At 42.6% G+C, this 23,405-nt stretch carries 22 protein-coding genes; 20 read left to right on the top strand and 2 right to left on the bottom strand.

The window, feature by feature from the left end; all coding sequences use genetic code 11:
* Positions 1-10: 10 nt before the first annotated feature.
* The 18 genes from mutL to AB4027_RS08435 all read left to right on the top strand — a co-directional run bounded on the left by mutL (position 11) and on the right by AB4027_RS08435 (position 20,426).
* Positions 11-1,945, top strand: coding sequence for a DNA mismatch repair endonuclease MutL (gene mutL, locus AB4027_RS08520; RefSeq protein WP_368645013.1), 1,935 nt, complete (start codon positions 11-13; stop codon positions 1,943-1,945).
* Between the two features lie 117 nt (positions 1,946-2,062).
* Positions 2,063-2,677 carry a DUF937 domain-containing protein gene (locus tag AB4027_RS08515; protein WP_091487700.1) on the top strand — a complete coding sequence of 205 codons (615 nt, stop codon included), beginning with the start codon at positions 2,063-2,065 and terminating at the stop codon, positions 2,675-2,677.
* A gap of 11 nt (positions 2,678-2,688) precedes the next feature.
* Complete coding sequence (gene msrB, locus AB4027_RS08510; protein WP_091487698.1) at positions 2,689-3,129, top strand: peptide-methionine (R)-S-oxide reductase MsrB; 441 nt, start codon at positions 2,689-2,691, stop codon at positions 3,127-3,129.
* Positions 3,130-3,234: 105 nt separating this feature from the next.
* Entirely contained in the window at positions 3,235-3,843 is a 609-nt protein-coding gene (gene ruvA, locus AB4027_RS08505; protein ID WP_091487696.1) for a Holliday junction branch migration protein RuvA, read from the top strand.
* A 31-nt stretch (positions 3,844-3,874) separates the two neighbouring features.
* The gene (gene ruvB / locus AB4027_RS08500; RefSeq protein ID WP_368645012.1) at positions 3,875-4,888 is read left to right on the top strand and encodes a Holliday junction branch migration DNA helicase RuvB; all 1,014 of its coding nucleotides are present in this window, start codon (positions 3,875-3,877) and stop codon (positions 4,886-4,888) included.
* 20 nt (positions 4,889-4,908) lie between these two features.
* Positions 4,909-5,964: a tRNA preQ1(34) S-adenosylmethionine ribosyltransferase-isomerase QueA gene (gene queA / locus AB4027_RS08495; protein ID WP_368645011.1), complete on the top strand. Its 1,056-nt coding sequence runs from the start codon at positions 4,909-4,911 to the stop codon at positions 5,962-5,964.
* Positions 5,965-5,975: 11 nt separating this feature from the next.
* Complete coding sequence (tgt, locus tag AB4027_RS08490) at positions 5,976-7,121, top strand: tRNA guanosine(34) transglycosylase Tgt (RefSeq protein WP_091487692.1); 1,146 nt, start codon at positions 5,976-5,978, stop codon at positions 7,119-7,121.
* A 134-nt stretch (positions 7,122-7,255) separates the two neighbouring features.
* Positions 7,256-7,591 (top strand): preprotein translocase subunit YajC, encoded by a 336-nt coding sequence (gene yajC / locus AB4027_RS08485; protein WP_091487690.1) that lies wholly within the window; start codon positions 7,256-7,258, stop codon positions 7,589-7,591.
* A gap of 59 nt (positions 7,592-7,650) precedes the next feature.
* Positions 7,651-7,926 (top strand): post-transcriptional regulator, encoded by a 276-nt coding sequence (locus AB4027_RS08480; RefSeq protein WP_368646419.1) that lies wholly within the window; start codon positions 7,651-7,653, stop codon positions 7,924-7,926.
* 150 nt (positions 7,927-8,076) lie between these two features.
* Positions 8,077-9,219, top strand: coding sequence for a DNA polymerase IV (dinB, locus tag AB4027_RS08475; protein WP_091487688.1), 1,143 nt, complete (start codon positions 8,077-8,079; stop codon positions 9,217-9,219).
* A 2-nt stretch (positions 9,220-9,221) separates the two neighbouring features.
* A complete protein-coding gene (locus AB4027_RS08470) occupies positions 9,222-10,526 on the top strand; it encodes a DRTGG domain-containing protein (RefSeq protein ID WP_368645010.1) in 1,305 nt (434 codons plus the stop codon).
* A gap of 21 nt (positions 10,527-10,547) precedes the next feature.
* Positions 10,548-11,513: a bifunctional oligoribonuclease/PAP phosphatase NrnA gene (locus AB4027_RS08465; RefSeq protein WP_091487685.1), complete on the top strand. Its 966-nt coding sequence runs from the start codon at positions 10,548-10,550 to the stop codon at positions 11,511-11,513.
* Positions 11,514-11,610: 97 nt separating this feature from the next.
* The gene (locus AB4027_RS08460) at positions 11,611-13,728 is read left to right on the top strand and encodes a PBP1A family penicillin-binding protein (protein WP_368645009.1); all 2,118 of its coding nucleotides are present in this window, start codon (positions 11,611-11,613) and stop codon (positions 13,726-13,728) included.
* 105 nt (positions 13,729-13,833) lie between these two features.
* The gene (locus AB4027_RS08455) at positions 13,834-14,175 is read left to right on the top strand and encodes a YlbF family regulator (protein WP_091487682.1); all 342 of its coding nucleotides are present in this window, start codon (positions 13,834-13,836) and stop codon (positions 14,173-14,175) included.
* An 87-nt stretch (positions 14,176-14,262) separates the two neighbouring features.
* Positions 14,263-15,495 carry an exonuclease SbcCD subunit D gene (locus AB4027_RS08450; RefSeq protein ID WP_368645008.1) on the top strand — a complete coding sequence of 411 codons (1,233 nt, stop codon included), beginning with the start codon at positions 14,263-14,265 and terminating at the stop codon, positions 15,493-15,495.
* The gene (locus tag AB4027_RS08445; protein WP_368645007.1) at positions 15,485-18,316 is read left to right on the top strand and encodes an AAA family ATPase; all 2,832 of its coding nucleotides are present in this window, start codon (positions 15,485-15,487) and stop codon (positions 18,314-18,316) included. Before AB4027_RS08450 ends, AB4027_RS08445 begins: the two co-directional genes overlap by 11 nt.
* Positions 18,300-19,265: a 3'-5' exoribonuclease YhaM family protein gene (locus AB4027_RS08440; protein WP_368645006.1), complete on the top strand. Its 966-nt coding sequence runs from the start codon at positions 18,300-18,302 to the stop codon at positions 19,263-19,265. Before AB4027_RS08445 ends, AB4027_RS08440 begins: the two co-directional genes overlap by 17 nt.
* A gap of 156 nt (positions 19,266-19,421) precedes the next feature.
* The gene (locus tag AB4027_RS08435) at positions 19,422-20,426 is read left to right on the top strand and encodes a peptidylprolyl isomerase (RefSeq protein ID WP_368645005.1); all 1,005 of its coding nucleotides are present in this window, start codon (positions 19,422-19,424) and stop codon (positions 20,424-20,426) included.
* Between the two features lie 99 nt (positions 20,427-20,525).
* On the opposite strand, the gene AB4027_RS08430 is transcribed toward AB4027_RS08435, so the two are convergent.
* Together AB4027_RS08430 and AB4027_RS08425 are read right to left on the bottom strand one after the other, a co-directional pair.
* A complete protein-coding gene (locus AB4027_RS08430) occupies positions 20,526-20,873 on the bottom strand; it encodes a YtxH domain-containing protein (RefSeq protein ID WP_368645004.1) in 348 nt (115 codons plus the stop codon).
* A 15-nt stretch (positions 20,874-20,888) separates the two neighbouring features.
* Complete coding sequence (locus tag AB4027_RS08425; RefSeq protein ID WP_368645003.1) at positions 20,889-21,314, bottom strand: HIT family protein; 426 nt, start codon at positions 21,312-21,314, stop codon at positions 20,889-20,891.
* Between the two features lie 140 nt (positions 21,315-21,454).
* Here AB4027_RS08425 and AB4027_RS08420 point away from each other — a divergent pair, with 140 nt between their 5' ends.
* Positions 21,455-22,195 carry an ABC transporter ATP-binding protein gene (locus tag AB4027_RS08420; protein WP_368645002.1) on the top strand — a complete coding sequence of 247 codons (741 nt, stop codon included), beginning with the start codon at positions 21,455-21,457 and terminating at the stop codon, positions 22,193-22,195.
* Positions 22,192-23,397, top strand: coding sequence for an ABC transporter permease (locus AB4027_RS08415; protein ID WP_368645001.1), 1,206 nt, complete (start codon positions 22,192-22,194; stop codon positions 23,395-23,397). Before AB4027_RS08420 ends, AB4027_RS08415 begins: the two co-directional genes overlap by 4 nt.
* Positions 23,398-23,405: the final 8 nt, after the last annotated feature.

Below are 23,405 nucleotides of genomic sequence, written 5' to 3'. Positions count from 1 at the left end.
GTTGAGTAAAATGACAGCTAAAATCCAAATCATGTCTTCCACACTGGCCAATCAGATCGCGGCCGGTGAAGTGATCGAACGTCCGGCTTCGGTCGTGAAAGAACTTCTGGAAAACGCCATCGATGCCGGTAGTTCACGTATTGAGATGTTTGTTGAAGAAGCGGGACTGAAAAGTATTCAGGTCATTGATGATGGTGAAGGGATCCCTTCAGAAGAAGTGGTGTCAGCTTTCGAACGCCATGCGACATCTAAACTGATTTCAGATGAAGATCTGTTCAGGATACGCACACTGGGCTTTAGAGGGGAAGCCCTCCCGAGTATTGCTTCGGTTTCCAAAATCACCCTCGAATCGGCTGAAGAAGGAAAACCAGGTGCTCAGCTCGTCATTCACGGCGGAGAGATCGTTGATCAGGGGACATCTTCTTCCAGGCAAGGGGTCAATATCAAAGTTGAAGAACTCTTTTACAACACCCCTGCCCGACTGAAGTATGTCAAAACTTTGCAGACTGAGCTGGCTCACATTAATGATACCGTCAATCGATTGGCTCTTTCCCATCCGGAAATCGCCTTCAGACTGGTTTCAGATGGAAATACCATGATCAAGACGGTCGGAAATGGTGATCTGAAACAGGCTGTCGCCGGTGTGTACGGGGTGAGTATCGCTAAAAAGATGCGTGAAATTAAAGAAACATCTTTTGATTTTGACGTGACAGGATATGTATCTCTGCCGGAAATCACCCGGTCCAACAACAAATATATCACGGTGATCATCAATGGAAGGTATATCAAGAACTTTATCTTAAATAAAGCCATCGTGGAGGGTTTTGGATCCAAGCTGATGATCGGACGTTATCCCATTGCGGTCATCAATGTCACGCTCGATCCACAGCTTTTGGATGTCAATGTGCATCCGACCAAACAGCAGATCCGTATCAGTAATGAGAAAGAACTTGGACAGCTGATCAGTTCGGCCATAGAAAAGAGAATGGATCAGGAAGTCAGGATACCGAATGCGCTGGACAATCTGACTCAGCGCACAAACCGTTCAGTGCAGTATCCGAAAGATGAACAGACACGGCTCACTTTCGACCGCGAAGACACATCGGCTGTTTCTCAGACATCAGCTGGTGAATCCGACATCCCTCAACAAGATGATCCTGATAAAGAAGAGTCGGATTCAACGCCTCAGGCATTTAAGCATTTTGTAGATGAATCGGCTTCTAGAAGTTACGAAGACACTGGTCAAGAGAGTAGCCAGACATACAGGTTCCCTTCTGAAAATAAAGCGGACACTCATGAAGAACCGGTACTTAAGACAGTAGAGAAAGTGAATAGTTTCAATGGACAAATTGAACAGTTCCCGGATTTAGAGTATATCGGGCAGATGCACGGGACTTATTTATTTGCTCAAAATGAGGAAGGCTTGTATATCATTGACCAGCACGCTGCTCAGGAACGAATCAAGTACGAATATTACAGAGACACCATCGATCAGTCCGGAACGGAACTTCAGGAACTGCTTATACCGATAGTCGTCGAGTATCCTTCCAACGAAGCGATCACGATCAGAGAGAATAAAGACAAGCTGGCCGAAGCTTCCGTTTTCCTTGAAGATTTTGGTCAGAACAGTTTCATCATAAGGCATCATCCAACGTGGATGCCTGCTGGACAAGTCGAAGAGACGATAAAAGAAATGATCGACTTTTTCCTTGAAAAGTCAACGCTGACTGTGAATAAATTTCGAGAAGCGACAGCGATCATGATGAGCTGTAAACGTTCGATAAAAGCCAATCATCATTTGTCTGATGAAGAAGCAAGAGAACTGCTGAGACAGCTGAGACACACAAAAAACCCGTATAACTGTCCGCACGGCAGACCGGTCACAGTGAACTTCACAACGAATGATATGGAGAAAATGTTTAAACGTATCCAGGATCCTCATTAAAACGAGGGTCCTCTTTATTTGATCTGTAAAAAGTTGATTTAATTGCTATTTCGCCTGCTGTTCACTTACAATTATAGTAGAGCGTTTAGACAAATTATAAGAAAGAGGGAATCAACTATGGATATCGTATCAATGATCATGAGCCAGTTAGGAAACCAGAATAGTGTAGATTCAGTAGCGAAAAGAGCCAACACGGATACATCGACCGTGCAGAAGATTGCACAAATGGGACTGCCAATGATCATGGACGGCTTGAACAAGCGAACTTCTGAAGATTCCAAAGCCTCAGAGGAACTGGCCAGCACCGCATCACGACATGCTGACGATGACACAGACAATCTGAACCACCTGCTGCAGAACACGGACGAAAACGAAGGGAACCGCCTGCTGAACATGGCATTCGGATCCAATGAACAGGAAGTAGAAAAACGCGTAGCTGAAAAAACAGGCACAGATTCATCTAAAGTCAAATCTGTTTTGTCCATGCTTGCACCTCTGGCATTGAGCATGGTGGCTAAACGAAGCACAAATAGCCAGTCACTAACTGGTTCAGGTGTTTCCCAGCTGCTTGGCGGTTTGACAGATAATGTGAAGCAGCAGTCATCAAGTTCTGGTTATGGAGATATCTTGTCTTCCGTTCTTGGCGGTTCATCTGATAATAAAAACAGCTCAGGCAGCAATAGTGCTGTCGATAAGGCAAAAGACGCTTTAGGCGATCTATTCAACAAGTAAGGAGAATTACTATGGCAGGATCTCAAGATAAAGAAAAGTTGAAAGAAAAACTCACTCCGATTCAATATGAAGTGACTCAGAACAACGCGACAGAACGACCAGGCACAGGGGAATATGATGAATTTTTCGAAGAGGGCATTTATGTCGATGTCGTTAGCGGAGAGCCGCTGTTCTCCTCAAACGATAAATATGATGCCGGATGTGGCTGGCCATCTTTTACAAAACCTATAAAGAAACGCACAGTGAAAGAAAAAAGAGACCGTACTTTTGGTATGGAACGGACAGAAGTGAGGAGTCAAGAAGCAGATTCTCATCTGGGACACGTGTTTACGGACGGACCGCAAGATAAAGGCGGGCTGAGGTACTGTATCAACTCTGCGGCAATGAGATTCGTTCCGAAATCTGAGTTGAAAGAAAAAGGATATGAAGAATATTTAGCTGAATTTGAATAATAGAAACTAGAAATATAGAAACATCTGTTCATAGAGTTGTTTAATGAACAGATGTTTTTATGTTATAATATTATAGATTGACTATAAGTGGAATGAGGAAATGATATGTACGAATACATAAAAGGAACGATCGAGCATATTTACCCGGGTTATGTTGTTCTGGAAGCAAACAATATCGGTTATAAAATACTGATGGCCAACCCTTTCCGTTACTCTGAAAAGCTGAATAATGAAGAAACACTCTATATATACCATGACGTGAAACAGGACGCCATGAATCTGTTCGGGTTCGTTTCGCTTCAGGAAAAGAACCTTTTTCTAAAACTGATCAACGTTTCAGGGATCGGTCCAAAATCTGCGCTGGCCATTTTAGCTAATGAAGATCACAACGGCTTCGTCCAGGCGATCGAAGACGAAAATAAAACCTATCTAACGAAATTTCCAGGCGTCGGCAAGAAAACAGCGGCTCAGATCGTTCTGGATCTGAAAGGGAAACTGTCGGAATTCGATACATCAGAAACCAAGACACACATCTCTGTAGAGCGAACGGACGATTCCGGCAATGCAGCTTTTGAAGAAGCGATGGAAGCACTGCTTGTTCTAGGCTATACCAGCCGTGATGTGAAAAAGGTACGCAAGCAGCTGGATACAGATTCAGAGCTCACGACAGATGCCTATATAAGAGAAGCATTAAGCAAACTGATGAAAAAGTAAAGCTGTCCTACTCGTTTAAAAGGAGAAAGATATGGAAGAAAATCAGCACGTCACTTCTGACCAGCTACTGAATGAGAATGAATACTCTCTCGAGCGGTCGCTAAGACCCCAGACGCTGGCCGATTACCTTGGTCAGGGGAAAATAAAAAAAGAGCTAGCGATATATATCGAAGCAGCAAGACTGCGAGAAGAAGCGCTGGACCATGTCCTTCTTTATGGTCCGCCAGGGTTGGGTAAGACAACTATGGCTATGGTCATTGCCAACGAAATGGATGCCGATATAAGAACAACAAGCGGTCCGGCTATCGAAAAGCCAGGCGACTTAGTTGCGTTGCTCAACGATCTGGAGCCAGGCGGCATTCTTTTCATAGACGAAATACACCGCATGCCGCGTATCGCCGAAGAAATGTTGTATTCTGCAATGGAAGATTTCTATGTCGACATCATTATCGGTCAAGGTGACACGGCACATCCGGTGCACTTTCCGCTGCCGCCGTTCACACTGATAGGTGCAACGACCCGAGCCGGTTCGCTTTCTGCGCCTTTGAGAGACCGTTTCGGCATACTGGCTCATATGGAGTACTATCATAAAGATGAGCTTAAGGATATCGTCCTTCGGTCGGCGAGTGTCCTCCAGACAGACATAAACACAAAAGGCGCGTATGAAATAGCCCGCCGATCCAGAGGAACCCCTCGGATCGCTAACCGTTTATTAAAGCGTGTCCGCGACTATGCGGAAGTCAAGGGTGAAGGGGTCGTAACGGAGCCGATCGCAGCATTGGCCCTCGATCTCCTGCGAGTGGATCATGAAGGACTTGATATCGTGGATCAGAAATTCCTGTCCACCCTTATTAAACTTTATAATGGGGGGCCGGTGGGACTGAATACTCTTTCAGCCAATATCGGAGAAGAGGTCGATACCATCGAAGATATGGTGGAGCCTTATCTACTTCAGGAAGGCTTTATCCAGCGGACATCCAGAGGGCGTATGGCTACAGCTAAAGCCTACGAACATCTGGAACTGGCACATTTAATGGCAGATTAATTTATAAAAGGAGAAACAGGATGACCTTATCAACAAAAGATTTTGATTTTCAATTACCCGATGAGCTGATTGCTCAAACACCATTAGAAGATCGATCATCATCACGAATGATGGTACTGACTAAAGAAACGGAAAAAATAGAAGACAAGCAGTTTGAGGAAATCGTGGATGAGCTCAATCCGGGAGATGCGCTGGTCATGAACAATACACGTGTTCTGCCTGCTCGTCTGTATGGCACGAAAGAAGAAACCCATGCGCACATCGAAGTGCTTTTACTTAAAAATACTGAAGGCGACACATGGGAAACACTGATGAAGCCGGCTAAAAAAGCCAAAACGGGTACGGTGATCTCTTTCGGTGACGGCAGACTTAAAGCCACTGTTGTCGGTGAACTGGAACATGGCGGACGAATGGTGGAGTTTTCTTATGAAGGGATTTTTCTGGAAACTCTGGAATCTTTAGGAGAAATGCCCTTACCGCCGTATATCAAAGAGCGTCTGGAAAACCAGGAACGTTATCAGACCGTTTATGCAAAAGAAAACGGTTCTGCTGCTGCTCCGACTGCCGGTTTGCACTTTACTGAAGCCATCCTCGATAAAATCAAAGCTAAAGATGTTAAAATCGTCTTTCTGACGCTGCATGTCGGACTGGGTACTTTCCGTCCTGTGAGTGTTGAGAATATCGATGAACATAAAATGCATGCAGAATTTTATCAGCTGTCAGAAGAGGCAGCAGAAGAATTGAATGAAACAAGAAAGAGCGGCGGACGTATCATCGCTGTGGGGACAACATCCATACGGACACTGGAAACCATTGGCAAAGCGAACGACGGCCTATTGAAAGCAACAAGCGGCTGGACAGATATTTTTATCTCTCCAGGGTATGAATTCAGCGTCGTGGATGGGTTCCTGACCAATTTCCACCTGCCTAAATCAACACTGATCATGCTGGTCAGCGCGTTTGCCGGCAGAGAGTTCGTACTGCAGGCATATAATCATGCCGTAGAAGAGAAATACAGGTTCTTCAGTTTCGGCGATGCTATGTTCGTGAAAAAAGAAGAGTATAAAGAGGATTAGGAGAATAGTAAATGAGTAATCATCCGGTCACATATAAGTTAGAAAAAAAAGAAAAACATACGGGGGCGCGTCTAGGTACGATAACGACACCTCATGGGACGTTTGAAACACCCATGTTCATGCCAGTAGGGACACTGGCTACAGTGAAGACCATAGCGCCCGAAGAACTGGAAGAAATGGGTGCAGGGATCATATTGAGCAATACCTATCATTTATGGCTGCGTCCCGGTGCTGATATCGTGGAAGAAGCCGGGGGTCTGCATAAATTCATGAATTGGGATAAGGGTATCCTGACCGATTCAGGCGGGTTTCAGGTTTTCTCCCTTTCAGACCTGCGGGATATCAAAGAAGAAGGCGTACACTTCAGAAGCCATCTCGACGGATCCAAGCTCTTTTTATCACCGGAAAAAGCGATCAATGTACAGAATCAGCTGGGACCGGATATTATGATGAGCTTCGATGAATGCCCACCTTATGATGAAAGTTACGACTACGTGAAAAAATCTGTGGAACGAACATCTAGATGGGCGGAAAGAGGACTTGAAGCGCATAAGAATCGAGACACACAGGGACTATTCGGTATCGTCCAGGGTGCAGGATTTGAAGATTTGAGAAGACAGTCAGCCAAGGATCTGACGAGCATGGACTTTGCCGGCTATTCCATCGGTGGTCTGTCAGTGGGAGAACCAAAATCAGAAATGTACCGAGTGTTGGACTTTACAACGCCTCTGCTGCCTGAAGACAAACCGCGTTATCTGATGGGTGTCGGTACGCCAGATGCCCTGATCGAAGGGGTCATGCGCGGTGTGGACATGTTCGACTGTGTCCTGCCTACGCGTATTGCGAGAAACGGGACAACGATGACGAGCAAAGGCCGTTTAGTTGTTAAGAATGCCGCATATGCCAGAGACTTCAGACCTTTGGATGAAAAGTGCGACTGCTATACTTGCCGTAACTATTCACGGGCTTATTTGAGACACTTGATCAAGTCCAATGAGACATTTGGCTTGAGACTGACAAGCTACCATAACCTATACTTCCTGCTTAATTTAATGAAAAATGTGCGTCAGGCTATCCGTGAAGATAACTTGCTTGAATTTAAAGAACAGTTTTTTGAAGAATATGGATATAATGAGCCAAATGCGAAAAACTTCTAAAGTTTACTATTTGTCCTAGTAATTCATATGGAAATTTGCTAAGGTAAGTAATGACACATTAATCAAACAGATTAATCTGTACGCAGTTTAAGACTGACGAATATAAATCAACAAATTAACGGAGGAATGTTTAAATGGAACTAATAGGAGCAATGCTGCCCTTTATCGTTATTATGGGGTTGATGTATTTACTAATGATCAGACCGCAGCAAAAGAAAGCAAAAGAAACGCAAAACATGTTGAGTTCTCTTAAAAAAGGTGACTCAGTCGTCACTATCGGTGGCCTGCACGGGATCGTTGATGAAGTCGTTGAAGCAAACAATACAGTCGTGATCGACTGCGAAGGGATCTACCTGACATTTGAACGTCGTGCCATTGCACGAATCGTTACAAAAGGAGAAACCGCAACGGCAACACAAACTGAAGAGCTGGGAACAAATACTCCAGAAGACTCAGTTGACGGCGAATAGATCGAGGGACACGTGTTTTACTCCCTTTTCTATTAAGTGAAGGAGGTAAATTCTTGGACATGACATCCAAAGATTTTTCCCGATATGATGTGTGGTTAAATCAGAAATTAAACGAATTCAAACAGCATGGATACGATCAGGTCAGTCTCGATGACTTATGGGAATACTGCCTTCGTTTCATGTGGAAACATCATAAGCGTGAGAGATATTACCAGGAAGTTAATGATATTATGTCTATTAATGCTAATGATTACTTTAATTATGCGTCACTTAAAGCTCAAGTATATAGTGTCTCATCCCTTGATGAGATGGAATTCGATGATTTGTTAAGCTAATAACTAAACAAGAACAAGTAGAGCGTTTATGACTCTGCTTGTTTTTTCTTATATCAGATAAAAATCAACGGGTCATTCCTTTGAGAGGTTCGTTATTTTAACAAATTTTTAGTATAATACGTGTAAGCAGTAAGGCAGGGAGGGAGAACAATGCGCTATGGCATCCTGACATTCGATGAACCAAAAAAAGATACATCGCGAAAAATCATTCATATCGACATGGATGCCTTTTATGCTTCAGTAGAAATAAGGGAAGACCCTTCTCTGAAAAACAAACCTGTGGTCATAGCCAGACATCCTAAGGATACTGGCGGAAGGGGAGTGGTGACCACAGCCAATTATGAAGCGCGAAAATACGGTATCCATTCTGCAATGAGTGCACAGAAAGCCTTTGAATTGTGTCCGAAAGCGCTGTTTGTTCCCCCTAACTTTGACTTGTACAGAGAAGCATCCAGTAAGATGCATCAGATTTTCAGGCGCTATACAGATAAAATACAGCCTCTATCCCTGGATGAGGCCTATCTGGATGTAACGACTAATCGTATCGATCAGAAAAGTGCGACGCTTATTGCGGAGAGGATAAGAAAAGAGATCCACTCCGAACTGAACTTAACCTGTTCGGCCGGAGTCTCTTATAATAAATTCCTGGCTAAGCTGGCCTCCGATTACAACAAACCGAACGGGATCACGGTGATTCCACCGGATAAAGCGCATGATTTTCTGGTTCATCTCCCCATTGAGAAATACCATGGTGTCGGAGAGAAGTCTGTAGAAAAAATGCATGCCATAGGTATCTACAATGGGCAGGATCTGTTTGATAAAGAAGAACTTGAGCTGGTCAGACATTTCGGGAAAATGGGACATTCCCTCTACAGAAAAGTGAGAGGCATCGACAACAGTGAAGTGAAAAATGACCGCGAACCTAAGTCCATAGGTAAAGAGTCGACCTTTGCTCATAATCTGATTTCTGAAAATGAAGTCATAGGTGCTTTAAGAGAGTTATCAGCTAAAGTAATGAGGAATATGAGTAAAAAGCAGAAACATGGGAAAACCGTGGTCCTGAAGATTCGCTATGAAGATTTTCAGACCTATACCAGACGGCGGACTTTTCCTGATTATATCGATGATGAAGAGGAGTTGTTTCAGATCGCCGTCTCCATCTGGGAAGAGGAAAGCCTGGACTTGAGTGTGAGGCTTCTGGGAATAACGGTTACTGGTTTAGACTCCGTTGTCTTTGAAAATATCCCCTTGCCTTTATGGCAAAAATTTCCTGATGAAAGGAATACTGATTAAAAATGAAAACTAAGCATGAGCAGATCTTAACATTTATTGAAGCACTCCCGGTCGGCGAAAAATTATCTGTACGTCTGATCGCTAAAGAATTGAATGTCAGTGAAGGGACAGCCTACCGTGCGATCAAAGAAGCTGACAATCTCGGCCTGGTTTCAACGATCGAACGCGTCGGGACCGTTCGGATCGAATCAAAAAATAGTGAGAATATCGAGAATCTGACTTACGAAGAAATCGTAAAAATCATTGATGGCGAGGTTCACGGCGGCTTTCAGGGACTGAGAAAAACATTGGCTAAATTTGTCATTGGAGCCATGACGGAAGAAGCGATGCTTCGCTATATCTCTGGGGAATCACTGATGATCATCGGGAACCGGGACGAAGCTCAGGAACTCTCATTACTTCACGGCGCAGCTGTGTTGATCACTGGAGGATTCAAGCCGAGTGAGCATGTTATCCAGCTGGCAAATCAAAAAGAACTGCCGCTGATCAGTACGTCGTATGACACCTTTACTGTTGGAACAATGATCAATCGGGCAATGACGGATCAGTTAATAAAAAAGGAAATACTACGTATACACAATATATACACTCCCCTTGAACGAACGCAGTACCTGAAAAAAGAAAACACTGTCTATACGTATCGCATGCTCAATCAGGAAAGCACCCATTCCAGATTCCCTGTGGTACTTCCGGATATGAGACTGGCAGGCATTGTCACTGCGAAAGATGTTGTTGGACAGGATGATTCTGTTCAGATAGAGAAAGTGATGACAAGAAATCCGGCTTATGCAAAAAAACATATGAGCGTAGCTTCCGTTGCGCATACAATGATATGGGACGGTTTAGAGGTCATGCCGGTCGTGTCGGATGATATGACACTGGTCGGTGTCATATCTCGTCAGGATATCATGAAAGCCATGCAGTCTGTTCAGAAACAGCCCCAGTCTGGGGATACTATTGCCGATCAGATCAATCAGATGATCAAAGAATCGGATGACGAAAGTTATGTTTTTCAAGTCACCCCCCAATCGACAGATAGCATGGGAACTATATCTTTCGGGGTCTTGAGTGAAGTGATCACGGAGTCTGTGTACAATTACTTATCAAAATTAAAAAAGAAAAATCTGGTTGTTGAACAGATGAACCTGCATTATTTCAATATGATACACTTAGGGAACGCGCTGACGATCAAACCTCTTGTATTTGATGAAAACAGGCGTTCAGCACGATTGGATGTGCAGGTTTATTCAGAAAAAGTACTGGCGGCCAAAGCGCTGGTCGTATGTCAGCTTATCCAAAAAAAATAGCAGGAAAAAGGAGCAATATCTATGAAATTGAAATCTGAGAATTTACAGGATCTCGATCTGAAGAAAGCGGTCTGGGATATCATAAAAAAATGGGATACGATCATCATTCATCGGCATGTCAGACCTGATCCGGATGCTATTGGTTCTCAATGTGGACTAAAGGAACTCATAAAAGCCAATTTTCCTGAAAAAACAGTCTATGCTGCTGGAGCTTCAGTGGATGACTTGAATTATCTGGATACAATGGATTATGTCGAACAGGACCTTTACGATGAGGCACTGGTCATTGTAACGGATACAGCGAACATCAAGCGTATTGATGGTGATCATTATAAACTGGCCAAACAGTGGATCAAAATCGATCATCATCCGCTCGATGATCCTTATGGAGAAGTCGAATGGGTCAACACACAAGCAAGCAGCTGCAGTGAAATGATCGCCGACTTATGGCTGACATTCCCGGATGAAATAACGATGACCAGTAAAGCGGCACGCCTTCTTTATGGAGGGATCGTCGGCGATACGAACCGTTTCCTATATGACGGGACATCGCCTTATACGATGAAGGTAGCCAGTGAACTGATGACGTTTGATTTCTCACATACAGAATTGAACAATAAAATGAACGAGATCCAGCCGCATACGAGTAAACTGATGGGGTATGCTCTAGAAAATTTCACCTTGTCTGAAGATGGCGTAGGACATATCATTCTCACACAGGATATATTGAAGTCACTTGGAAATGAAGATGGAGATACACATCCGATCGTGCCTTTTCTTGGAAAAATCGCAGGTGTTAAAATATGGGCTGTATTTGTGGAACAGCCAGAAGGAGCTTTCCGCGCCCGCTTAAGATCTAAAGGACCAGTGATCAATACCGTAGCCTCACAGCATCGCGGTGGAGGCCATCCTCTGGCAAGCGGTGCCCATGCGGAAGATATGGGTGAAATAGAAGATATTCTAAAAGAGCTCAGGGAAAGTGTTTGATCGATCGCATCATTTATCATCCTAAGGTCTGATAGACTAATGCGGTGAATATGGTAACCTTGAGATAAGAGATGATAAAAGCTATAGAGGGATTATTATGACTAAAAATGAAATGAAGAACAGGGTTAAAAAAGGTTTCAGTCGAGTCCATGCATACGTATCACCAGGACTCCAGCGCATGTTCCTTCTTTTAAGAAGAAAGTGGAAAAAGCTGCATATGACTAAATTGCTGATGCTTATCGGATTGACAGTAGCCTTAGTATTTAGTGTTTATTTAGCCATCCTGGCAGAAGCGGCAGATGTGGATTCTCTGCACGCCGGTCTGGCTCAGCCCACAACGGTCATTGATGACTCGGGAGAAGAAGCGGGACAGCTTTATGCACAAAAAGGAACATATAGTGAAATCGATGAAATATCGAAAAATATCACCGATGCCGTCATTGCTACTGAGGATCAGCGATTCCGTCAACATAGAGGATTCGATCCTATCGGTCTGGGTCGGGCAGCAATAGGCTATGTGGTCAACCGAGGTCGTATCGTCGGTGGCGGGAGTACCATTACGCAGCAGCTGGCAAAAAATGCTTATTTATCAGCTGACCAGACGATCATGAGGAAACTGAAAGAACTGTTTCTGGCCATCGAAATAGAAAAGAATTACAACAAGGATTATATCCTTGAAATGTATTTGAACAATGCCTACTTCGGCAATGGCGTTTGGGGCGTGGAAGATGCCTCGCTTAAATATTTTGGGAAATCGGCTGATGAAGTGACGGTTCCGGAAGCCGCTTCTCTGGCAGCTATGCTGAAAGCGCCGAGTCACTATAACCCGATCGATGACTATGAACGGGCGATCGAACGGCGAAATGTCGTTCTGAAATTAATGGAAGATACAGAAGTTATAACCACAGAGGAAAAACTGGCTTATCAGAAAACAGAGCTGGATTTGTCAGACGGCTATAACAGGCAGGATAATTACCGTTACCCGTATTATTTTGATGCGGTGATCAATGAAGCCAGTAATGACTATGGAATCGAAGAAGAAGATCTGCTGAACAATGGTTATACGATCTACACTTCACTCAATCAGACACATCAGCAGCAGATGGATGCTGTCTATGAAAATAACCGCCTGTTTGAGACGGCTCCAGATGGCACGATAGCACAAAGCGCCTCCATAGCATTGAACCCGAAAACGGGCGGGGTGACAGCTGTTGTTGGCGGGCGTGGCGAGTACACGTTTAGAGGTCTGAACAGAGCGACACAGAGTTACAGGCAGCCAGGATCTGTCATCAAGCCGCTTGGTGTTTATGCTCCTGCTCTGGAAGAAGGGTATGATCCCTATTCCATGCTGGTAGATGAAGAACTGTCATATGGAGAAACAGAGTATACCCCTACGAATCTATCTGGAACATATGAGGGAGAAGTCCCAATGTATAATGCCTTATCCAGAAGTTTGAACGCACCGACAGTCTGGCTGCTCAATGAAATAGGCATCGATAAAAGTGTCAGAAAACTGGAACGATTCGGTATCGATGTTGAAGAAGGGGAACGGACCCTTGGTACCCTTGCGTTAGGCGGCGGATGGCATAAAGGCGTTTCTCCACTGGAGATCGCAAGTGCCTACAGTGTCTTTTCGAATGACGGACTGCGAGCCGAACCGCGTTTCATTACAAAAATCGTGGATGCTACCGGGGCTATCATCGTAGACAATACAGAAGCAAATATGACACGTGTCCTGTCCAAGGATGTGACCAGTGAAATGAACAGTATGCTGTTGAGTGTCTTTGAATCAGGTACAGCAAGAAATAATCAGCCTGATGGCTTTAAAGTTGCCGGCAAAACTGGAACTACCCAGACAGCAACCGGTGTCGGTTCCAATGATCAATGGATCGTCGGCTATACACCTGATATCGTGCTGGCAAGCTGGACGGGTTATGACCGCAATGCCTACCATCTGACTACTTATAGTTCACAAGGGATCGGTATGGTGTTAAAGGCTCAAATGGAAGGGATCCTTCCTCACACTGAACAGTCCACTTTCTTAGTTGAAGAGGCTGGCGAAGGCTATCAGCAAGAACAGGATTCAACCATTTTTGAACAGTTCACCGGCGGAATGGAAGAAGCTGGGGAAATAATAAAAGAGGGAGCCTCTCTCTTTAAAGATAAAACCAGCGAGCTGTTCGAACGATTCAGAAACAGAACACAAAACGAGTAGGTAAAGCGAAAATGAATCTTTTCTGGTATCTGTTTTCTATTCATGATACACTTGTAAAGGAAGAAAAAACGTTCGTATAGGAACGAAAACTGAAGGGATGATAGTATGTCCGTAAATATTTATGACACGGCTAACCAATTGGAACAAGATTTAAGAAAAACTGATGAATTTCAAAAACTTGATGCAGCATTCAAAGCTGTAAAAGAAGATGAAGAAGCAAATCAGGTATTCAATGAATTCAGACAAGTTCAGCAACTGATTCAACAGAAACAAATGAGTGGTCAGGAAATCACTGAAGAAGAAGCTCAACAGGCACAGGAAGTTTCAAATAAGATCGGTGAGAACGAACTGATCACTAACTTGCTCGAAGCTGAAAAAAGTGTTGGACAAATGATCGATGATATCAATCAGACAGTTCTGAAACCTGTCAGAGAATTATATCAATAAGAGTTTTTAGAAAGGACTTACTCGTGGAGTGGGTCCTTTTCCTGAAAACTATAAAGAACATACGTGCCCGAAAAAGGATGGATGAAAATGGTTCGATACATACATGCAGCTGATTTACATTTAGACAGTCCTTTCAAAGGATTAAAAAACATACCAGAAGAGCTTTTCAACAAAATTAAAGCGTCGACATTTGAGTCACTAAGAAATATTGTCGATGCAGCCCTTTCCCATCACGTCGACTTTGTTCTGCTTGCAGGTGATATTTACGACATAGAAGACCGTAGTATCCGTGCACAGGTCCACCTGAGAAAGGAAATGGACCGTTTGAATGAAGCTGATATCAGTGTTTTTCTCATACATGGTAATCATGATTTTTTGACCAATGATGAACTGCACCTTGCGCTGCCGGAGAATGTCGTTGTGTTCGGTCCGGAAGTCGAAACGAAGATACTGGAGACAGCGAGTCATGAAAATGTGGCAGTCAGTGGCTTCAGTTATGACCGGAACTGGATAGAAGAAAGAAAAATCAGCGACTATCCTTCCAGGAATGTAAAATGCGATTTCCATATAGGAATGCTTCATGGCTTCATGGAAGGTCAGGCCGCAGAACATGCACGGTATGCTCCCTTTAGCTTGTCAGAGCTTAAGGAAAAGAATTATGACTACTGGGCACTGGGGCATATCCACAAAAGACAGCAGCTCTCAAAGGATCCGCTTGTCTATTACAGCGGAAATACTCAAGGGAGACACAAAAATGAAGCGGGTGAAAAAGGATGTCTGCTCGTGGAACTGACAAAATCTCATGAAGACGTGACGTTTATCCCAACTGCAGATATCAGATGGCAGACAGTGGATCTGGATGTCACCTCTCATGAATCTATGAACGGGATTTTTGATAAAATAAAAGAAGGTCTGGCTAATGAAGAGTTAACCAATTCGCTGATCAGTCTTAATCTGTCAATTTCACCAGATACTCCGCAGACAGTTATTCAGAAGCTGGAAGATGAAGCTTTTTATCAGGTTTTCCAAAAAATCGGCCCGTCCGGATTCGTTTATATTGTTTCAGCCCAAATCAAAGTGAATAATACTGATCAACAGGTGCTTTCGCTTGAAAGTTCCTTTCCCTCCGCTTGGGAAAAGGCTGTGAGTGATGTCAGTAGAGACGAAACGTTTCAGGAAATGACTCAGGAGCTGTTTTCTCAGCATGCTTATGCCAAGTATGTTGATGATGATCAGGAAAAAATAAAAAATGACAGCATTGATGCAGCCAAGCAGTTACTGGTGCAGGATTTAGGAGACGAGATCAGTTATGATAATTAAGAAATTGATTATTTATGGCTATGGCAAATGGATCGATACTGAGTTTGATATACAAGCTCCTTTTCATTTGTTCATGGGAGAAAATGAAGCAGGGAAATCGACATTGATGTCATTCATCCATAGTATGTTTTTTGGCTTTCCCACGCGGCACAGCTCCGCCAAGCGTTACGAACCAAAAGAAAGCAGCCGTTACGGTGGTAAAATAATCATCCAGGATGAACGGTTTGGGGAAGTCAGCATTGAACGTGTTTCTGGAAAAGTGACCGGGGATGTCACTGTAACGCTTGAGGACGGGACGACCGGTGATGAGGCAATGTTAGCCATGCTCTTTTACAGCAAGTCCCGCTCTTTTTATGAAAGCATCTATTCATTTGACCTGAAAGGTATCGAAAATGTTCAGGATTTAAGCAAAGAACAGTTGAATCGCTTTTTCTTGAGTATTGGAGCACTCGGCCATGAGAAATACTTAAAGCAGGCGGACCATTATCATGTCCAGGCGGGAAAATTATTTAAGCCGATGGGAAGAAAACCTGAAATCAATCAGCTGCAACTGAAATTGAAAGAAAAGCAGCGTGGAGTAGAAAAAGCTAAAGAGAAGAATGAATCCTATATCAATCTGATAAAGTCTCACTTATCTAAACAGGAAACGATGAAAGAAATAGAAAAGGAACTGGCCAGTACCCTGGATGAACTGAACCACTTGAATGAGCTATCGAAGTATAAAGAGACCTTAGAGGAAATCGATTTGATAAAAAATCAGTTGAAAAAGATGCCGGATCCAGATCTGCCCGAAGATGGACTTTATCAGTTGAAGCAGACAAACAGTGAAGTCGAAACATATCAGCAGAAAATCAATGAACTGCAGGATAAACAGAAAACCTTGCAGCATCAATACAAACCGTCTAAAGAACTTATCCTGTATCAGCAGAATGAAGAGGAATTAAGCCAGTTCGAAAAAGAACTGGATCGCTGGGAAGATAGTGTACAGGCGCTGCAGCTGAAAAGGAAAGATTTATCAAATCTCGAACAGATGATAACTGAAATCAAAATCCGAGAAGATATCTCTCTTGCGGACGAGATTCCACCTGCACTGGAACAGTCGGGTATCAGTTATCTGAACAGTACTCGCAATCGGAGGAAGGAACTGGAAAAGAAACGTCTGGCGCTTGAGGAAAACAAACGAAACCTCATGCATCGAATCAACATAAATAATGATATGATGGATAAAATCGAACCAAAACTAATGTCTCTTTCAGAATTCAATTCCCTCGATGCAATGGAAGAGGATTTTGAGCTTAAGAAAGAAGAGAAGAATACTAATTTGCCTGTAATGGCGGTATTTTCAGCTGCTCTTCTTTTGAGTGCCTATTTGATCACAGTAGATGTGATGGTAGGTCTGGGGACTTCATTACTTGTGCTCATAGTAGCCTTTTATACCGGTTTTCGAACAAAAAATACAGCCTCAAAAAGCACTTCTGATAATCAGCGGGATCTGTTTTATCAGCAGAGAAACTTGCGTGATCAGTGGAAAGAGCTTCTTGCCATGAATGATGATTATCAGTCAAAACAGGAAGATATCGTCAAGGAACTTGATAACATAAAAACGACACAAGCATCGATCGAAGAGGACTTCAACCAATGGAAACTGAACCATTCATTTTCAGTGAAAGTCGCTCTTGATGACGTCGAGGACAAGTGGACTGTTTATCAGAAACTTAGAGAACTTGAAAAAAGAAAATCTGCATTACAACAGCAGACTGACGACATTGAAACTAGACTGAAGACACAACTGGATGCTTTTGAAGAAGCCTTTGCCCGTAAGTTCCTGTCTGGAAATGTTCTTGAAAAATTCAAAGAAATGCGGAGTATTTTTAGAGAGATAAAGAGAGAACAGCGCGGAATGAAGGAGTACATCAAACAGACAGAAGCAGTTCAGCATGAAATCAATTATTATGTACAGAAGTTGAATGAACTGAAAAAGACCAAACGGCAGTTTATTGATTCGCTGAATAGTGTAAACGAAGAAGACGTATACAGACTCTACTCTACACAGAAAGAAAAACAGGGAAAAGAAGCCAGGTTGTCTGTATTGTCAGCGAAAGTCCCTGTTAAAGACGGCGAGGAAACTATTCAATATAAACTGAATGATGTGAATAAAAATATGAATGAATTAAACGAACAGCATCAGAAATTAAGTGAACGACAGAAAGAATGCATGAAAGAAATCATGACGGATGAAATGAAGATCAGACGGCTAGAAGATGGCGGAGTATATACTGAACTTCTTCAGGAATTTGAAAACGAAAAGAGCTATTATCAGGAAGTGGTAACTAAATGGTCATCACTGAAAACGGCAGCAGGGATCATCGAAAAAACTCTGCATTATGCTAAAGAAGATAAACTGCCTCAGGCACTCTCAGTTGCTGAATCCTTTTTCAGTTTTTTGACAAATGGCAGATATCAGAAATTGTTTTTTGAGGATGACGTACTGTATATCATCGACCGATTCGGCAGCAGATGGCGAAGCGACGATTTATCCAGAGGAACAGTCGAACCGCTGTATATTTCGATGAGACTGGCTTTTATAAAAGCGACTAAAGAAAGCATACGATTTCCTGTATTGATCGATGATCCTTTTGTCAACCTTGATGATGAGCGTGTCAGAAAAATGTATCAGCTCCTTAGTGAATTTGATCTTGACGTTCAAGTCATCTACTTTTCTTTTGATTCTCGAATACAGGCTTTCATCGAGGAAGATAAGTGCGTATACTTAACAAAACAAGCTGGAAAAGGAGAGATGATCCATGAAGAAAATTTATGATTATCAAAAAGATGATCAAGTCAATTTGTATGTGCTCATAAAATCAGCAGACGAGAAAATAACACGTACCAATAAACCTTATTTGTCTTTTACATTTCAGGATACAAGCGGTGAAATAAGTGCCAATTACTGGGATGTCACCCCTGAAGATATTGAAAAATTCAAGCCGGGGACGGTCATAAGACTTGAAGGCAAACGTGAAGAATATAAAGGGAATCCTCAGATCCGCATCAATGCCATCCGTCCTGCCAAAGAAGATGAACCGAACAATCCAGAACTCTACGTCGAACGGGCACCGATCAACAAAGATAAAATGGTGGAAGAGTTCAATCATGCTCTCTTTGATATCACAAATGCCAATATGAATCGTATCGTTCGTTTCATCATGAAAAAGTATCAGCATGATTTTTTTCAGAGCCCGGCAGCCAAGACCAATCATCATGCCTTTATGGGCGGACTGGCATATCACACAGTCAGCATGCTGCGTATCGCGCGTTCACTTTCCGAAATCTACACCGACTTGGATGTTTCACTGCTGTTTTCTGGGGTCATCCTGCATGATGTAGGTAAAGTAGTCGAACTCAGTGGTCCAACGGCTACTGACTATACTCTGGAAGGGAAACTGATCGGACATATCGTGATGATCAATGAAGACATTGTCAGAGCATGCAGAGAACTGAAAATCGATGAGGATCACGAGGATGTCCTGCTCCTGAAACATACAGTCCTTGCCCATCACGGGGAACTGGAGTATGGCTCGCCCGTACGACCACTCATACCTGAAGCAGAAGTGATCCATTATATCGATCAGATCGATGCAAAAATGAACATGATTTCTTCGGCTCTCAGAAAAACAGAACCAGGTGAGTTTTCAGAGCGCGTCTGGGCAATGAATAACCGTTCATTCTACAAGAAAACGTATATAAATCCGGCTTCAGATTCTGAATAAAAAAAGAAGGATTTATGAATTGTTAATGAAAAAATCAAAAGTTTGATTTATACGTTTTCATTTTTAAATGACCTATGGTATATTTATCTAGGTACCGCTTGTTAATCCGTTAATAAGAGGAAATAAAAGAATATAATAGGATGTGTATGAGTTAGTATGAAAAAATGGTTAGTAGGCGCTATGGCTTGTTCAGGCTTATTGCTGGCAAGCTGCGCAAATAGTGAAGGCGAAGAAGTTGCATCAACTGAAGCTGGAAGAGTTCGTGAAAGTGAATTATATGAACGTATGAAAAGCGAACCTACCCAAGGCGGCATGACATACGGCGAGCAAATGCTTCAGCAAATTCTTTTAGAAGATATCCTTGAAAATGAATTTAAAGAAGATGTCACAGATGAAGAAGTAGATGCAGCGTTTGAAGAAGAAGCAGAACAGTATGGCGGCGTTGAGGCTTTTGAAGAAATGTTGACTCAACAAGGCATGTCTGCTGATGATGTAAAAGAGAACATACGCACGTCATTGTATGTGGAAGAAGCAATCATGCAGCATACTGAAATGACCGAAGAAGATGTTCAGGCTGCATATGACGAGTATGTTGTTAATTCTACAGTTGCTCATATTCTTGTCGAAGAAGAAGAACTGGCTAAAGATATCATCGATCAATTGAATGAGGGCGCTGATTTTGGTGAACTCGTAGCTGAATACTCAACCGATACAGGTACCGTTCAATCAGGTGGAGAGTTAGAATTAGAGGCGGGACGTTTTGTTCCAGAATTTGAAGAAGCCGCATTGAAGCTCGAAGAGGGCGAAATCACTCAAGAGCCAGTGGAATCTGAATTCGGATACCATATTATCAAAATGGTGGAAAAGGGAGAAAAAGGTACCCTTGAAGAAGAGCGAGAAAACATTGAAACAATGATCATTGAAGGCTATATGCAGGACCAGGAAATGGTCCAGCAGGCTATCAGCCAAGTCGTTCAGGATGCTAATGTCCAGATAGCCGATGAAGATTTATCTGGAGCTATGCAGCAGTTCATGCAAATGCCTGAAGCGGAAGAACCTGCGGAAGAATCACCGGATACAGCTATAGAAGAAAATGAAGAACCTGCAGAAGATACAGATACATCGGAAGAAGATACAGAAGACACAGAAGACGCAGAGTAATAAATGAAGTAGCGTAACAAACGTAAAACACCTTTTCACCTTTCAGCTTGAGTAAACTGCTGAAAGTGAAAAGGTGTTTTTTATGACCATAGTTAATTGTCAGTAGTTGATATTGTCTGTCGTTTCCTGAGCTTCTGTCTGTATTTTTTCTGTTTTTTCCTGAATCCTGCGTAAACGAGGTTCAGCTTCATGCTGGAATTCTTTGGCAATGAGTGTCATTTCATCCATGACATCATTTTGAACGAATGATACTTCAGCTTTTAACTGGTTGATGGAATCTTTTAAATCACTCACTTTATCCGAGACATCCTGCAGGTGGTCTGATGTTTCATCTGCATAATTTCTCAGCGCCTGCTGGTTTTCTTTTCCCGAGCGTGGTGTTTTGATCAATCCGTAGATTCCCCCGGCGACTAAACCGGATAAACTTCCTAATATGAAATGTTTCATTTAAATCCTCCTCTTTCAGTTCAATTCTTTTTTGATGGCGTGCATGATTTGATCCAGGTCTTCGCCTGAATAATCATTCGTATGGGTTTCCCATTTCAAACCAAAACCATCTGTCTCATCGTATCTCGGCAGTAAGTGGACATGACTGTGAAAAACACTCTGACTGGCTATCTCTTCATTGTTCATCAGCACATTCAGTCCCTTGCAGTCCGGATCAAAGGATTTAACTGCTCTGGCTATTTTGGGTACTTTTGAAAAAACACGAGCCGCCAGTTCATCTGAGTAGTCCAGGATGTTCCTGACGTGCTCTTTAGATATGACCAGTGTATGACCTTTGGTGACTTGAGACATATCCAGAATCGCAATAACATCTTCATCTTCATATATTTTACGGGAAGGGATGTCTCCTTCAATGATTTTGCAGAAAATACAATCGTCCATATAATCCCTCTTTCAGTCATTTTGTATACACTCAGTTTATCATATAATAGTGGTAAATAATAAAAAGAAGCCTAAAATCCATTTTACTCTGTTGAGATATGGTAAAATAATTACAATAAATGCAAGGAAGGAACGTTTAAATGAGTCTTAAAGTCACGAACCTGACAGGTGGATACAGTCGGACGCCTGTCCTGAAAGGTATATCGTTCGATTTAGACGATGGCGAGCTGATCGGTCTGATCGGATTGAATGGGGCTGGCAAAAGTACGACGATCAAACACATCATCGGATTGATGGATCCTTTTGAAGGGCAGATACAGTTGGACGGTAAAACGCTGAAAGAGGATCCTCCTCTTTATAGAAAGAAAATAGGGTTCATTCCTGAAACACCCTTACTTTATGATGAGCTGACTTTGAAAGAACATATCGAAATAACGGCAATGGCCTATGATGTGCCACTTTCTACAGTTATGGAGAGAGCGATGCCTCTATTGGATAAATTTCGCCTGACCGACCGTTTAGAATGGTTTCCCAGCGATTTTTCGAAAGGCATGAAGCAGAAAGTGATGATCGTGTGTGCCTTCATCATTGAACCGTCGCTGTATATCATTGATGAACCATTTTTAGGACTTGATCCTATAGCGATCAGAGATCTTATCCAGATGATGGAACAGAAGAAGAAAGAAGGGGCTTCGCTGCTGATGTCGACGCATGTGCTGGCAAATGCAGAACGGATCTGCGATAAATTTGTGATCATCGACAATGGAGAAGTTTATGCTCAAGGGACTCTAGATGAGCTGCGTGAAAAATTTGGCATGCCGGGAGCCACGCTGGATGAAATGTATACCCAGCTGGCGGATAAAGAAGGTTTCTTAAAATGACGATAGGAGATTTATTCAAAACAAGACAATCTATTTATTACAAAAAAATGAGTAAATATCTTAAATATGTCTTGAATGATCACTTTGTCATCTTACTGCTTTTTCTGGGCGGGGCTACAGGTCTGGCTTACCAGAACTATCTGGAAGCTGTCGAGTATAATGCGTTGGTTCCCAGGCTCCTGCTTCTTATAGTTATCGGACTCACGGTTTTTTCTGGTAGTATCCGCACGCTTGTTGAACCTGCGGATGCCGTGTTCCTCTTGCCTAAAGAAAAAGCCTTCGATAAGGTGATGAAAAAAAATCTGATCTACAGTCTTATTTTTCATAGTTTCTATACTTTGTTAATAGGCGTATTAGCTGCGCCTTTACTTTCAGCGATCGGTCATATGGAGAGCAATGGTCTTGTTTTCTGGCTGCTGACGCTGGTATGCTGGAAAGTCATTCATGGCATCCACGCTTATTATTCACTGAAGCAGCACAGAAGTGAAAGGGGCAGAACTATCCGCCTCATCATTGGATCGGTTTCTATAGTGGGTATCATGGTGAGTCTTTTTATTTCCGTTATAACAGGATTTCTTATTTCAGTTGTCACGCTGGGACTATTCTTTTTATTTGTGTTTCAATATAGTCAGTCAGACAGCTGGAACTGGGAAACGCTGATCGAAACGGAACAGAGACGAATACAGAAGATATATTCCATCATCAACCTGTTTATAGAAACCCCTTATTCAAAACATAAGGTGAAACGGCTAAAATTTATGGATTTTTTGTATACACTTCCTGTACTTGACCGGAATACCGAAATGTATTTTCTGTCGCGCATGTTTGTCAGAAACTACAATTTCAGCGGCTTGTATCTAAGACTGCTGCTGATTGGAAGTGTTGTTATTTATTTTTCTGAGAACTGGATCATCAATAGTCTGATCAGCATACTTTTTTTGTATCTGATCGGGTTCCAGCTGATACCGTTAAGACAAACATTCAAAAAAACGGTGTATTTCAATTTGTATCCTAATACAGATACTGATAAAATAAAAACTATTCAAAAATTAATTTTGCTGCTACTGACAGGTGGGTCTATTATTTATAGTATATCTTTTGTCAATAGCGGTATCCTGGCATTTATGAGGTTACTGTTGCTGAATGGTATCTTCAGCCTGTTCTTTACTTATATTTATATGCCGAGACGATTAAAAAAATAAAAAGGGGA

Source organism: Alkalibacterium putridalgicola (genome assembly GCF_040959045.1).
Classification (GTDB): Bacteria; Bacillota; Bacilli; order Lactobacillales; family Carnobacteriaceae_A; genus Alkalibacterium; species Alkalibacterium putridalgicola.
Note: the sequence above shows the minus strand (reverse complement) of the source record. Positions and strands in the feature narration are given on the sequence as shown.